We start from the raw sequence: 14,216 nt of genomic DNA, 5'->3' as shown, positions 1-14,216 counted from the left end.
TCAGAGATCAGGAGGACGCTTGTTCGGCCAATCGGTCGCCGTGTGCCATTCGTGCGCGAGCTGGAGCAGACGTCCGCCACGCGAACGTGGACCAATCAGCTGTAAGCCTCCGGGCAATCCGTTCGCGCCAAACCCGGCAGGGATATTCACGACCGGCAGGCCGATCAAGCTGGCAGGAACAACAACCTGCATCCAGCGGTGATAGGTATCCATCGTGACACCGGCGATTTCGGTAGGGTACTCCAGGTTGACATCAAATGGCCAGCACTGGGCCGATGGCAACACGAGCACATCATAATTGTCGAAAAGCTCCAACGTGCGGCGGAACCAGTCGGAACGGGTCATGCTTGCGGTCAGCAAGTCCATCGCCGTCATGGATATGCCGCGTTCAATTTCCCATTGGGCGGTCGCCTTCAGCTGCGCGCGTTTTGCAGGGTCTGCATAAAGCGGATGCGCGCCACCAGCGACGGCAAATGAGCGCAAAGTTATCCAGCTTTCCCAGAGACTTTCGGCATCAAACGGTGCCTTCACCGCTTCGACGTGGTGGCCCATATCCTCCATCTGCTTGAGCGCGGCCTCGCTTAGCTCTGCGATGCCGTCTTCGTAAGGATAAGCACCACCCCAGTCTCCGAGCCACGCGATGCGCTGCTTTTCAACGGGAAGGGCCAACATCGGTGTGGCCACACCCGGAAAATGGCTATTCGGCTGTCGCGGATCAGGGCTTGTCATGGTGTCTATCAATGCCGCCAGATCTGCCGGCGACCGCGCCATCGGGCCGGATGTCGCGAGTTGGTGCATAAAGACGTCACCGGTAGGCTCGGACGGGACAGCGCCCCATGTGGGCCGCATGCCGTAAACATTATTCCAGCCCGCAGGATTACGCAGACTGCCCATCATATCAGACCCATCAGCGACGCTGAGCATACGTGCGGCAAGCGCGGTCGCTGCACCACCCGATGATCCACCCGCTGATTTGGACTGATCGTAAGGGTTGCGCGTGGGACCGAAGACAGAGTTGGTTGTATGACTGCCCAATCCGAATTCCGGTGTATTGGTCTTGCCAATGATGATCGCGCCGGCTGCTTTCATACGCTCAACCAGCAGGTCATCACGGGGGGCTATCGTGTCTACGAACAGGGGAGATCCCATCGTCGTGGGCATTCCCTCAACGTTCGCGAGATCCTTGACTGCAATCGGCACGCCGCGAAGCCAGCCCGTTTGCTTGGACGCATCTGCCGCTTTCGCTTGCGCAAGCAGCTTGTCGCGGTCTTCCAGATACACAATTGCATTGACTGTATCGTTTACAGCATCAATCCTGTCGAGAGTCGCATCCATCAACTCGACAGCGCTCAACTTGCCTCGATTGATCTTAGACGACAGCGACAGCGCGTCATTTTCAAAAAGCTCCATTACTGGACTTAATCAACTAAATGATGGAAAATCAAGTCCTAGATGGGTGCTGAACACTGACCAAACCTGCTGAGAAGCCGGACTTCAGCCGATGTCTATGACCCCTGCGCTTCAGCACGACTTTTGCCGCTGACGGCAAGGGCAAGCGTCGCCCCCATCAAACCGTCAAGATCACCGTCGAGCACACCTTTAGTATCGGATGTCTCAAAGTTGGTGCGCAGGTCTTTGACCATCTGGTAGGGCTGCAGAACATATGAACGGATCTGGTTGCCCCAACCTGCGTCCCCTGCACTCTCATGCGCCTCGTTCACCAAGGCAGAACGTTTGTCGAGCTCCATCTGATAAAGACGGCTCTTCAAGGCCTTCATCGCGATGTCGCGATTCTGGTGCTGTGATTTCTCGGAACTGGTCACGACGATGCCTGTCGGATGGTGGGTGATGCGTACCGCAGAGTCCGTGGTGTTAACGTGCTGACCGCCCGCGCCTGATGACCGGTAGGTATCAATACGGATGTCAGAAGGGTTCACTTCGATCTCGATGTTGTCATCGACAACGGGATAAACTTTGACGGATGTGAACGACGTGTGCCGCTTGGCCGCAGAATCGAAAGGGCTGATCCGCACCAGACGGTGTACACCGCTCTCGGACTTGAGCCAGCCATAGGCGTTGTGACCCGCGATCTTGTAGGTGGCGGATTTGATGCCCGCTTCTTCGCCTGCACTCTCGGCCTGCAATTCAACCTTGTAGCCCTTCTTTTCAGCCCACCGCACGTACATACGGGCCAACATCTGTGCCCAGTCACAGCTTTCCGTGCCACCTGCGCCAGAGTTGATTTCAAGGAAGGTATCGTTGCCATCTGCTTCGCCATCAAGCAGCGCTTCCAGCTCTTTCTGAGCGGCAGTCTCGGCCAGCGCCTTGAGTGCTGCCTCAGCCTCGGCAATCACTTCTTCGTCTTCTTCCATCTCACCCAATTCGATAAGATCGACAGTATCGGTCAGGTCCTGCTTGATCCCCTCATAAGTCGCAATGGCATCAACCAGCGCTTGACGATCACGCATCAGTTTCTGCGCGGCATCCGCATCATCCCACAGGTTCGGGTCTTCGACGCGCGCATTGAATTCTTCAAGCCGGTGTCCGGCCGTTTCAACATCCAACCGCTGCCCGAGCAATTCCAGGGACTTTGTAATCTGGTCGGCGGTATTCTGTGCCTCTGCGCGCATGGGTTCTGTGCCTTTATTCTATGCCCTTCGGGACATAGACCAGCCGTGCGGATGCTACAAGACGTGAGCCGGGGTTAACCCCCGACCCTCTTAGTACAAACCCCCCGAAGACAGCGAACCAAAGCTTGCCTTTGGACCGACAACCGCTTTTTTCCCAGTGGATGTCGTGACCTGCTTGGCCACACGGTTTACTTCTTCGACCAGCGGCAAATCGGAGCCCATGGCAAATCCACCGTCAAAAGTGATGCCAAAGACAGGCTCTTCGCCCATACGGAAACATTCGGACACCACGTTGGGGCCGGACGCACCACTGCTGAGCCGCGCACCGGTGAAGCGGTCAATCTTGATGAACTCGCACCCCTTTGGCACGCTGAATTCTCCACCGCCATATTTCTTGACCGCTTCACGCATGAAGCGTTGGAACACAGGGCCACACATGCCGCCACCGGTCGCACCGCGTCCCATAGGCTTTGGCTGATCGTAGCCGATGTAACAGCCCGCCACGATATTGCTGGTGAAGCCTACAAACCAAACGTCTTTGGCATCGTTTGTGGTACCTGTCTTACCGGCTGTCGGCACCCCAAGGCTTACTGTTTTGCGTGCTGTACCGCGCTCGACCACGCCCCGCATCATGGAGGTAAGCTGATAGGCAGTGACCGGATCCATGACCCGTTCGCGGTTCGAAATCACCCGCGGAGCGACACCTGGATCAAGGCTGGCCATCTGGCAGTCGTTGCAGATGCGGTCGTCGTGTTTGTAAACGGTGCGGCCATACCGGTCCTGCACGCGGTCTACCAGCGTTGGCTGAACACGCTCGCCACCATTGGCGAACATCGCATAGGCGCTCACCATTTGGTACAAGGTGGTTTCCTGTGATCCCAGTGCGTTAGCCAGCACCGGCGACAGATCGTCATAAACACCAAAGCGTTCGGCATAGCTGCCTACAGTGTCCATACCGACCTCCTGCGCGAGGCGGATCGTCATAAGGTTCCGGGACTGTTCGATACCTGTGCGCAATGGCGTAGGGCCGTAGAACCGGTTGGAGGAGTTCTTGGGGCGCCACACACCCTGAGGGGTGTTAATCTCAATCGGGGCATCTACAACAATTGTTGCAGGCGAATACCCGCTGTCGAGGGCGGAGGCATAGACAAACGGTTTAAAGCTGGAACCGGGCTGACGCTGCGCTTGGGTGGCACGGTTGAAAACTGAGTCCTGATAGGAAAATCCGCCCTGCATGGAAATCACACGACCCGTGTCCACATCCATTGCAACAAATGCACCCTGTACCTGCGGCACCTGTCGCAGTGTCCAGCGAATAAAGCTGCCATCCGCGTCCGCTGTCATGCGCCGCACCAGCACCACATCACCCACTTCAAGCAGGTCACCGGCGACACGGCCCTTCGGCCCAAGCTTGCCGTCCTCAAGCCGCTTGCGGGCCCACTGCACATCCTTGGCCGGAATGAAGTGGCCATCCGCGTCTTCATCCACCCCTTCGATCCCAATACGCGCGTCCGTTTCACCGATGCTCAGCACAACGGCCGGATACCATTGGTTTTCAAGATCAATGTCACGCGGAACGCGCAAGTCAGCCAGCGCATTGCGCCAGCTTTCTTCGTCTTTCAACTGGGCGGGATCGATCTTTTCACCCGTGCCGCGCCAGATTCCCAAGCCACGATCATATTGCTCAAGCTGCCGGCGTAGCGCATTGGCTGCAATGGGCTGCATCTCGTTGTCGATAGTGGCGCGAACAGTCAGACCGCCTGTAAAGAACTCGCCTTCACCAAAGTTCTCGGAGAGTTGGCGACGGATTTCATCGGTAAAATAATCTCGGGGCGGCAGGTCTGCTTTGAAGCTTTCGAAGTCACCATTCTGAACGGAGCGCAACGGCTGCGCCCTCTCCGTCTCGTAGACGTCATCGTTGATATATCCGTTCTCGTGCATCTCGCGCAGAACGAAGTTCCGGCGGGCCAGCAAACGCTCCTTGCGGCGCACGGGGTGGTAGTCTGACGGAGCCTTGGGCAAGGACGCAAGGAATGCCGCCTCATGCGGGGCAAGTTCCGCTAGCGTTTTGTTGAAATAGGTCTGCGCAGCGGCCGCCACCCCATAAGAGTTCTGGCCAAGGAAAATCTCGTTCATGTAAAGCTCGAGGATCTTCTCTTTATCCAGCGCCTCTTCAACGCGGGCCGCGAGAATGATCTCTTTGATTTTACGTTCTGCGCGGCGGTCGCCCGAAAGCAGGAAGTTCTTCATTACCTGCTGCGTAATGGTCGAGGCACCGCGCACGTCGCGCCCGCGTGTGCGCACCGCGTCCACCGCTGCGGCACCGATACCGCGCAGATCATACCCGTCGTGCTCGTAAAAGTTCTTGTCCTCAGCCGAGATGAACGCCTGCTTAACCAGCGGCGGGATCGTATCGGCGGGCGCAAACAGGCGGCGTTCCTTGGCGAATTCATCAATCAAACGGCCCTGCCCCGAATAAATCCTGCTGATCGTGGGCGGGGTATAACTGGCCAAACTTTCATGGCTCGGCAGATCGCGACCATACATCCAGAAGATCGCACCAATGGTCAGCGCGACCATGCCGACACTCATCGTCAGCGTGGTAAAGATACCGCCCAGAAAAGAAAGAACAAATCGGAACACCAGTGCAGACCCCTTGATGGCTGTCATTGCAACTGGGTATACCTGACCGCGCGGGTATCGTCAAAACCCCGCTGGCGGGTCAATCGGCTAAAAACGGCGCAAAAGCAGGGTTTATTGGCGCACAAGCGGGGCGCGGGCAGCGTCATCATCGCGCCAACTTAGAATCGCATCAGCCATGGCGTTAACCATCACGGACCGCCAAACAGGATCCCGCAGGTTTTTCAGATCACGATCCGAGCTTAAAAACCCGATTTCGACCAGAACGGATGGGATGTCAGCCGATTTGAGCACCGAGAACCCGGCCTTGCGCAACGGCCTGCGGTTCATCGGGCCACCTGCTTCGGCCATGCCCGCGGCCAGTGTCTTTGCAAAACTGAGCGAACGCGGCTCTGTCTCCTGTCGGGCAAGGTCCAAAAGCACGCCCGCCACCTGGTCGTCCGCGCCGGTCAGATCGGCCCCCGCAATAATGTCGGCCCGATTGTGACGCGCCGCCAAATGCGCAGTTGCGGCATCGCTGGCTTCTTTCGACAGGGTGTATATCGTCGCCCCCTTGGCCCCCCCCTGGCTCAGGCTATCGGCATGCAGGGACAAAAACACATCCGCACGCGCCTGATGGGCAATAGCCACACGTGTCTCAAGTGCGACGAACACATCATCGTCACGGGTCATCACAACCTCGACCCCGCCCCGCCGCAGTGCGTCTGCCAGCCCGCGCGCAAAGCTCAGCATGAGGTCTTTTTCTGCGACTTCGTCGCGCTCTGCACCGGGATCAAGACCACCATGCCCGGGATCAATCGCAACAGTAAACCGCTTCGGTCCATCGGGTGCAGGCATGGGCGGCCGAACCAGCGCTTCTGTCCAACCCGGATCAACGCGGTTGCCGACCGCTGCGGCGAACTGATCCTCATCTGCCTTTACGAGAGAAATCTGAAGACGCGCCTCACCGCTTGCGGGGTCCACTGGCATGCCAATCTCGGACGGGATCATGGGTTCGGCAAGGTCAGCCACCAGTCGCGACCAGCCGGGACGGAATGCACCGAACCGTACGCCTGTCACGCGGCCCTCTTCCGGCAACAGCGTCCCGGGGCGTAACCCAGACCAGTCTGCTTCGCGAAAATCTACGACCAGCCGCGGCGGGTCTTTCAGCATAAAGACGCGGAACGGCACACCTTGGCTTAACCCGATGGTCACCTTGGTCTTGCCGAACCAGCCATCTTCGATCCGGCTTTCTTCTGGATCGACGCGGGCCAAAGCGGTCAGGTCCTGTGCCGACACTTGGCCTGCACAAAGCATCAGTACCGCGATTAACTGAAGAAATGCCCGTCTCATTTTACCGTTTCGGCTTTTGATTTGCTGCGAGAGTATCAGGAGACGCACACCTGTTCCAGCGCTTCAACGTGCCGCCATAAAGGCCTTGAGGCGGGCCAGCCCCTCACGGATATCCTCGGTGCTGCGCGCGTAGGAAAAGCGCAAAGTTGTACCACCCCGTTCAGGATCAAAATCCAAACCGGGCGTCACAGATACTTTCGCTTTTTCAAGGATTTCAGCGGCAAAGCTAAGGCTGTCGCGCGTCAGGTCGGACACATCTGCGTAAACATAGAAAGCCCCATCCGGCGGGGCAAAGCTGGTGAAGCCTGCATCCCGCAATCCGTCCAGCATCAGCGCACGGTTGGCGCGATAGATGTCCATGTTCTGTTGCAACTCGTCATCACAGTCCATCGCAGCCAATGCCGCAATCTGGCTGGCATGAGGCGCGCATATAAACATGTTCTGGGCAATCCGCTCGACCACGCGCACGTGATCTTCGGGCACTACCATCCAGCCGACACGCCATCCTGTCATAGAAAAGTACTTGGAGAACGAGTTGATAACGTAAGCCTCGTCGGTGATCTCCAACGCAGTCACGGCTTTCTTTTCATACTCGACCCCGTGATAAATCTCGTCCGAGATAAAACTGGTACCATTTGCCGCACACGCCTCGACCAAGGCCGCCATGGCCGGTTTGTCCAGCATGGTGCCGGTGGGGTTGGCAGGGGACGCAACCATAAGCCCCGCCAGATCCATTCCGGCAAAATCACTTGCGACAGGCTGAAACCGGTTTTCGGCAGATGTCGGCAGGTCAACCGGAGTCAGCGCCAGCGCTTTCAATATCTGGCGGTAGCTGGGATAGCCCGGTGCCCCGATGCCTACCTTATCACCAGTGTCAAAAAGCGCGGTAAACGCAAGAATAAAGGCCCCTGAGGACCCCGGCGTGATGATGATGCGGTTGGGATCCAGATCGACGTTATACCATTCGCCGTACATCTGCGCGATCCGCGCGCGTAACTCAGGTATGCCCAATGCGACGGTATACCCCAGACTGCCCTGCCCCATGGCTTCGGTCAACGCCGCAGCAGCACCGCGTGGTGCACCTGTTCCGGGTTGGCCGACTTCCATATGAATGATGTGTTCGCCGCGGGCTTCTGCCCGGGCGGCGGCCTGCATGACATCCATCACAATAAAGGGATCGACATTGGACCGGGTTGAAATCCGCATGGTATTGCTCCTATCACTGTGCCGTGTTTCACTGCCACGCTCATGCCCGTCAAGCGGCTGTGCGTTCTCACAAAGGGTTTTTGCCATGATGCGTCAATTTATTGCTCCGGTTCTTGCAGGTGCGCTGGCTTTGCCCGCTGCTGCCATGGACCTCAAGGCCCTCACAGATGAAGAGCGTGCGTTGTTCCGCGCAGAGGTTCGCGCCTATCTGATGGACAATCCCGAAGTCATCATGCAGGCGGTCGAGCTTTTGCAGAACCGTGAAGCAGAGGCTCAGGAAATCGCAGACCTTACGCTTGTGTCCGACAATGCAGGCGACATTTTCGATGACGGGTTTTCTTACGTGGGCGGCAACCCAGATGGCGACATCACGCTGGTTGAATTTCTCGACTATCGCTGCGGGTATTGCAAACGCGCACATGATGAGGTGGCAAAGCTGTTGGAAACAGACGGGAATATCCGCTTGATCGTAAAAGAGTTCCCGATCCTTGGGGAGCAATCCGTAATCGCCTCCCGCTTTGCGGTAGCGACCAAACAGGTTGCGGGTGATGAAAGCTACAAGGCGGTCAACGATGCGCTAATGGCTTTCAACGGCGATGTGACACTGCCTGCCTTGCGGCGCCTTGCCTCAACTTTTGGTCTGGATGCGGATGCGATTGAGGCGCGGATGGACAGTGACGAGGTAACAGCCGAAATCGCTGCAACCCGCGCATTGGCCCAAAAGCTGAGCATCACCGGCACGCCGACCTTCGTCATGCATGACGAAATGCTGCGCGGCTATCTGCCCTATGACCAGATGAAAGCGATCGTCGACGAAAAGCGCGGCTGAGTACGCCTAAAGAAACGTCTGATGGTACTTCACGAGCCGCTGGAAATGCGCGTCGAGCGAGATTTTCAGATGGCCGGCGTCTTTGACGTTCAGAATGTAGTCCACCAGCAGATTGTATTGCTGGATCTGACGCGGCAAACGCTGCGCCGGATCAAGACGCAACTGGCGATCCGATTCCTCGATCACCTGTACTTCCTGCTTGTCAGGCCATTCCGGTGTCAACAAGGACGGTGCGAGGCTTTTGCCGTTCATCAGGGGCTGGACCGCGTCAAAATGATTGAAAACCGCGTCTTCCAACGGTTGCACATCGCTGACGTCCCCCACGGGCCACGCCCAGACATAGGCGATTTCCCAAACATCAATCTGGCGGTTTGCGATCACGTCCGAGCGGGCTGACGTCAGATGCCTGCGCACACGGTTTCGGATGCCATCAACGGATTGCCCGACATAGATCGGGTGCCCGTCCAGATCGCACAAGGCGTAAACGCCGATCTCGTTTGTGAGCGCAGACAGCGCTTCAGAGCGATAGGCCAACGCACGGCTCATGCCACCGCCCGCGCCCGTTCGGCCTGCAAAATGGGTTGGAACAATGTCCGGTCGAGATATGAGACGATAGGCACCGCGACACCGTCTCCCGCGACCTTATAGGCCTGATTGTAGCGCTCCGGCATACGGTATTTTGCGGGCAACCCCATCAGGCGCGCGACCTCTCTGCTTGACAGCAGGCGCGCGCGGGTTTCATTGCCTTTGACAAACATAATTGTCTGGCGCGACGATCCACCCGCCGGCGTCCGCAGACACCCTGCGATCCCATCGAACCTGATTTCTGCACGCTGGCGGTTCAATCCGCTTTCATCCGGTCTTCCGCGTTTATAAAGCAGACCGATCTCTGTTTTGCCGCTTTTGCGGGCTTTGCTCACGCGCGTGCGGCTTGGCTCTGACATAAGCGACAGCAACTTGCTCACTTCAGGATCCGACAGCCAATCGGTATTCGGCGTATCGTCGACCATGCTCCGCAATGTCCGGCGTTTGGCATCAGGCACTGCGTGCTGCCACCAGACCCAATGCGCACGCAGCTCTGTTGGCAGTGTCGCGGCAAACCCCTGAACCTTTTCCGTATAAAAGGGGCCTGCGGCATGGGGCATCGCCAAACCATCCAGCGGAATGTCCTGCCGCACACCGATGATGAACAGGCGCGGCCTGCTTTGCGGTACAAAGTGTACTGCGTCGATCTCTAGCGCGCCCACTCGGTAGCCCAGATCAACCAGTGTTTTCAGCACTGCCCGCAGATCGCGTCCGCCACTGCGTGTCATGAGGCCGGTTACGTTCTCGAAGGCGATGATGCGCGGCGCATGTCCGGCCTTGGCGGCCTCACCGATCAGTCGCGCCCATTCGTTGAAAACGCCGCTCCGCACGCCCGATAGACCGCGCCCTTTACCGGCGAGCGAGAAATCCTGACACGGGCTGGATGCCCAATAGAGATCAACAGCGGATGGGATCACCGCGCCAGCCAGTTGCGCAATATCGCCTTCGACAAGCGCCTTTGCACCGTAATTGTCACGATAGACTGCGCATTTCATCGCGTCGATGTCGTTGGCAAACGCACAGGTCCAACCTGATCCCAAGCCTGCGCGCACCATGCCACCGCCACAGAAAAACTCGGCAAATTTGGGGGAAATGTCGGGCGCAGATACCATATCTATGTCTAAACGCCGGCCTCTGGGGTGTCGACTGGAAATCAGCGAATTGCCGCGGGCTTACTCGGCTGCCTGCGCGGTTTCGGCTTCGATCTCCGCTGCCTTTTTCTCGACCTGCTCGACGATATGCTCGATCATGCTGGCGTTGTCCTGTTTGTGACTTTGTTTGCCTGCCAGATACACCATGCCTGATCCTGCACCGCCGCCGGTAAAGCCGACATCGGTCATCAACGCCTCACCGGGGCCATTCACCACGCAACCAATAATGCTAAGGCTCATGGGCGTCTTGATATGCTCCAGCCGCTGCTCCAATGCCTCGACCGTTTTGATCACGTCAAAACCCTGCCGTGCGCAGGATGGGCAGGAAATGATGTTCACACCACGATGGCGCAAACCGAGCGACTTTAGGATTTCGTAGCCGACCTTTACCTCTTCTACCGGATCGGCGGACAGGGACACGCGTATCGTGTCACCAATGCCCATCCACAAAAGGTTACCCAGACCGATGGCCGATTTGATCGTGCCCGAAACGAGACCGCCTGCCTCTGTGATGCCAAGGTGAATTGGCGCGTCTGTGGCTTCGGCGAGCTGTTGATAGGCAGCGGCTGCCATAAAGACATCGGACGCCTTGCAGCTGATCTTGAATTCATGAAAATCGTTGTCTTGTAAAATCTTGATGTGATCCAGACCGCTTTCCACCATCGCATCCGGACATGGTTCGCCGTATTTATCCAACAGATGTTTCTCAAGCGATCCGGCGTTCACCCCGATGCGGATCGAACAATTATGATCGCGCGCGGCCTTGATGACTTCCTTAACGCGTTTCTCGTCACCGATGTTGCCCGGATTGATCCGAAGACAGGCCGCACCCGCCTCTGCTGCCTCAATCCCGCGTTTGTAGTGGAAGTGAATGTCCGCCACGATCGGGACGGACACTTCCGGCACGATCTGTTTGAGCGCTTTGGAAGACGCTTCGTCCGGCACCGAAATACGCACGATATCAGCGCCCGCATCTGCTGCCGCCTGCACTTGTGCAATGGTCCCTTTCACATCCGTGGTCAGCGTATTCGTCATTGTCTGCACAGTGATCGGCGCATCGCCACCAACAGGCACGTTGCCCACCATGATCTGCCGCGACTTGCGACGGTAAATATTGCGCCAGGGACGGATGTGATTGAGCGACATAAAGCGGCCTTATGGCTTGGAACGATCTTCCAATTACCTAATCAACTAAGGGGCTGCGTGCAATGGCGGCTAGTTTGCCTGGCAAGGCAATGCGGCCAGGATTGCGGGATCAATGTCAGAGCTTGCGAGGTCCGCAAACATACGACCCAAGGCATTGTCACCGCTGGGGGCCACCGGATCATAAAGCTCAGCCAAAGCCTGCGTATCAAGCGGCAGGTTTGACGTCACACTGCCCCGTGCACCCACAGGCCCGTAACACCCATCTGCCATCGCAAAATAGATGGCACCGGATTCGCCGGTACGCAAAGTCGGTGCTTCTTCGGTCGCGGGGACATCCCATGTGTCGCCCTTATTCATCACACCCTCAAAAATGACGGTGCCGTCAGCCGCACGCACACGCACCCATGATGGATATGCCGCAACCATGCGCATCCCCTCTTGGATGCCTTCAACAACCTGCGGGACGGCAGGTGCATCGATACCAGCCGGCAGATTGGCCGTGGTCACCGGAAGCGACGTGTCGAAATTGGCGAAGTTACCCAAAGTGCGCGGATCGATTGTGGCGATCGGTGCATCACGGGCAACCATCACAGGCACTTCGAGCGCTTGAGGGCGGTACAGTCGATCCAGCGCATCCACACGGGGCGCTTCCATCACATTCGGTGCCGCAGAAGCAACCTCTTCTTCGGTCTGGACGGTCGTCAAAGCACCCTGCAGCGGATCAAGGTCGGACAGGACGACAGGTGTCTGGTCAACCGGTGCGACCTGAACGCGCTGCACTTCCTGCAAAACGGTGTATCCGCCAAACCCGATTGCACCAATCAGGCCAAGAAGAACGACCATCGATCCGATTGCGCTTGGCTCAATACGGCTCAGCAGGCTCTCGCCTACCGGTGTGAAGGGGGTATTCGGACGGGCAAACAGATCAGCTTCATGCGGGCGTTTGCGGCGCTCTTCGAACGGAGTTTTCTTAACGACGGACGCCTGCGCAGACATACCGTGAGCGACTTCGAAACCGCTCTCCTGACAAAAAGCGGCAAAAGCCTTGTCTGGGTCCATGTTCAGATAGCGCGCATAAGACCGGACGTATCCCGCGATAAAACCGGGCGTGTCAAAAGCATCGGGATCAGCGTTTTCGATGGCAGCGATGTAAGAGGCTTTGATGCGTAGTTCGCGCTGCACATCCAGCAGGGACTTGCCCATCGTGGCGCGTTCGCCGCGCATGAGATCTCCCAGACGCAGCTGAAAGGCGTCAAACCCTTTAGGCTCAACTTCTTCGACTTGTGCCGCCTTAGAGGACCAACGCCCGATCATCCCATCGCCCCGTAGTTAATACACCTGTAACCTTTTACCGGAATCAGCAGTCGATTCGGGTTAGGTCTTTTCTTTCGGTATCTGTAGCACAGTGCAACGGGAAAGACGAATTTTACGTGTTCAACCAGCGGCCTCGGCACGATTCAGCGCACAATGCGACCAAAGTCCGTCCATTGCCTGCACAAGTGCATTCATTTCGCCGAATTCATGGACCGGCGACGGGGTAAAGCGCAGACGTTCCGTTCCGCGTGGTACAGTCGGGAAGTTGATCGGCTGGACATAGATGCCGTGATCTTCGAGAAGCATGTCCGACAACATCTTGGTGTGAACCGGGTTTCCGACGATAACAGGCACAATATGTGACCCGTGGTCGATGATAGGCAGTCCCAGACCTTTGAGGCGCATCTTTAGGATTTTCGCCTGTTGCTGATGCTTTTCGCGCAGCTCCGGTGCCGTTTTCAGATAAGCCACGGACGCCGCTGCCCCTGCCGCGACAGCAGGCGGTAAAGAGGTCGTAAAGATGAAGCCTGGCGCATAAGAACGGATCGCATCGCACATCTTGTCAGAGGCCGCAATGTAGCCGCCCATGACACCATAGGCCTTGGCCAATGTGCCGTTGATAATATCCAGCCGATGCATCAGGCGGTCGCGTTCCGCAACCCCGCCACCGCGCGGGCCGTACATGCCGACAGCGTGCACTTCGTCGATATATGTCAGCGCGCCAAACTCATCCGCAAGGTCGCAAAGCGCCTCAATCGGCCCGAAATCGCCATCCATGGAATAGATCGATTCAAATGCGATCAGCTTGGGCGCATCGGGGTCGTCCGCCTCCAGCAATTCGCGCAGGTGCTCTACGTCATTGTGACGGAAAATGCGCTTGGACCCGCCGTTGCGGCGCACGCCCTCAATCATCGAGGCGTGGTTCAACGCATCTGAATAGATAATCAGACCGGGGAACAGTTTTGGCAGCGTCGACAGCGTTGCATCATTCGCGATGTAGGCCGAGGTGAACAACAAAGCCGCTTCCTTGCCGTGTAAATCGGCAAGTTCCGCTTCCAAGCGCTTGTGATACACCGTGGTGCCGGAAATATTGCGCGTCCCGCCGGAGCCCGCGCCCGTAGCTTCAAGTGCCTCGTGCATCGCTTGCAAAACGACCGGGTTCTGCCCCATCCCGAGATAATCGTTGCCACACCACACGGTGATGTCCTGCTCCGTCCCGTCGGGCCGTGTCCAGACCGCATGAGGAAACTGCCCGTTGCGCCGCTCGATATCGATAAAGGTACGGTAACGGCCCTCGTCATGCAGGCGCGCGATCGCCTGATCCAGTTTTGCCGAATAGTCCATGCGCGTCTCCGTCCAGGCTGGCAGCGGGGCGTCGGGAGG

At 57.5% G+C, this 14,216-nt stretch carries 11 protein-coding genes; 1 reads left to right on the top strand and 10 read right to left on the bottom strand.

The genetic code is table 11. The annotated features are described in order from the left end of the window. The 5 genes from Z946_RS0102085 to Z946_RS0102065 all read right to left on the bottom strand — a co-directional run bounded on the left by Z946_RS0102085 (nucleotide 1) and on the right by Z946_RS0102065 (nucleotide 7,808). Entirely contained in the window at nucleotides 1–1,410 is a 1,410-nt protein-coding gene (locus Z946_RS0102085) for an amidase (RefSeq protein ID WP_025054090.1), read from the bottom strand. 95 nt (nucleotides 1,411–1,505) lie between these two features. Beyond that, complete coding sequence (gene prfB, locus Z946_RS0102080; protein WP_025054089.1) at nucleotides 1,506–2,630, bottom strand: peptide chain release factor 2; 1,125 nt, start codon at nucleotides 2,628–2,630, stop codon at nucleotides 1,506–1,508. Between the two features lie 90 nt (nucleotides 2,631–2,720). Beyond that, the gene (locus Z946_RS0102075) at nucleotides 2,721–5,273 is read right to left on the bottom strand and encodes a penicillin-binding protein 1A (protein WP_025054088.1); all 2,553 of its coding nucleotides are present in this window, start codon (nucleotides 5,271–5,273) and stop codon (nucleotides 2,721–2,723) included. A gap of 111 nt (nucleotides 5,274–5,384) precedes the next feature. Continuing rightward, a complete protein-coding gene (locus Z946_RS0102070; RefSeq protein WP_025054087.1) occupies nucleotides 5,385–6,602 on the bottom strand; it encodes an N-acetylmuramoyl-L-alanine amidase in 1,218 nt (405 codons plus the stop codon). 63 nt (nucleotides 6,603–6,665) lie between these two features. Beyond that, the gene (locus Z946_RS0102065) at nucleotides 6,666–7,808 is read right to left on the bottom strand and encodes a pyridoxal phosphate-dependent aminotransferase (RefSeq protein ID WP_025054086.1); all 1,143 of its coding nucleotides are present in this window, start codon (nucleotides 7,806–7,808) and stop codon (nucleotides 6,666–6,668) included. An 85-nt stretch (nucleotides 7,809–7,893) separates the two neighbouring features. On the opposite strand from Z946_RS0102065, the gene Z946_RS0102060 reads away from it, so the two are divergent. Continuing rightward, on the top strand, nucleotides 7,894–8,637 hold the full coding sequence (locus tag Z946_RS0102060) for a DsbA family protein (RefSeq protein ID WP_025054085.1): 744 nt from the start codon (nucleotides 7,894–7,896) through the stop codon (nucleotides 8,635–8,637). A gap of 6 nt (nucleotides 8,638–8,643) precedes the next feature. Here Z946_RS0102060 and Z946_RS0102055 read toward each other — a convergent pair whose 3' ends face one another. The 5 genes from Z946_RS0102055 to hemA form a co-directional block, all read right to left on the bottom strand. Next, a complete protein-coding gene (locus Z946_RS0102055) occupies nucleotides 8,644–9,183 on the bottom strand; it encodes a GIY-YIG nuclease family protein (protein WP_025054084.1) in 540 nt (179 codons plus the stop codon). After that, the gene (locus Z946_RS0102050; protein ID WP_025054083.1) at nucleotides 9,180–10,334 is read right to left on the bottom strand and encodes a DNA cytosine methyltransferase; all 1,155 of its coding nucleotides are present in this window, start codon (nucleotides 10,332–10,334) and stop codon (nucleotides 9,180–9,182) included. Before Z946_RS0102050 ends, Z946_RS0102055 begins: the two co-directional genes overlap by 4 nt. A gap of 60 nt (nucleotides 10,335–10,394) precedes the next feature. Next, nucleotides 10,395–11,519, bottom strand: a complete 1,125-nt coding sequence (gene ispG, locus Z946_RS0102045; protein ID WP_025054082.1) for a flavodoxin-dependent (E)-4-hydroxy-3-methylbut-2-enyl-diphosphate synthase — start codon at nucleotides 11,517–11,519, stop codon at nucleotides 10,395–10,397. Nucleotides 11,520–11,588: 69 nt separating this feature from the next. Continuing rightward, nucleotides 11,589–12,833 (bottom strand): helix-turn-helix domain-containing protein, encoded by a 1,245-nt coding sequence (locus Z946_RS0102040; RefSeq protein WP_025054081.1) that lies wholly within the window; start codon nucleotides 12,831–12,833, stop codon nucleotides 11,589–11,591. Between the two features lie 120 nt (nucleotides 12,834–12,953). Next, nucleotides 12,954–14,177, bottom strand: a complete 1,224-nt coding sequence (hemA, locus tag Z946_RS0102035; RefSeq protein WP_025054080.1) for a 5-aminolevulinate synthase — start codon at nucleotides 14,175–14,177, stop codon at nucleotides 12,954–12,956. Nucleotides 14,178–14,216: the final 39 nt, after the last annotated feature.

It is taken from the genome of Sulfitobacter noctilucicola (genome assembly GCF_000622385.1).
In the GTDB taxonomy this organism is placed as follows: domain Bacteria; phylum Pseudomonadota; class Alphaproteobacteria; order Rhodobacterales; family Rhodobacteraceae; genus Sulfitobacter; species Sulfitobacter noctilucicola.
This window is presented reverse-complemented; position numbering and strand designations above follow the sequence as displayed.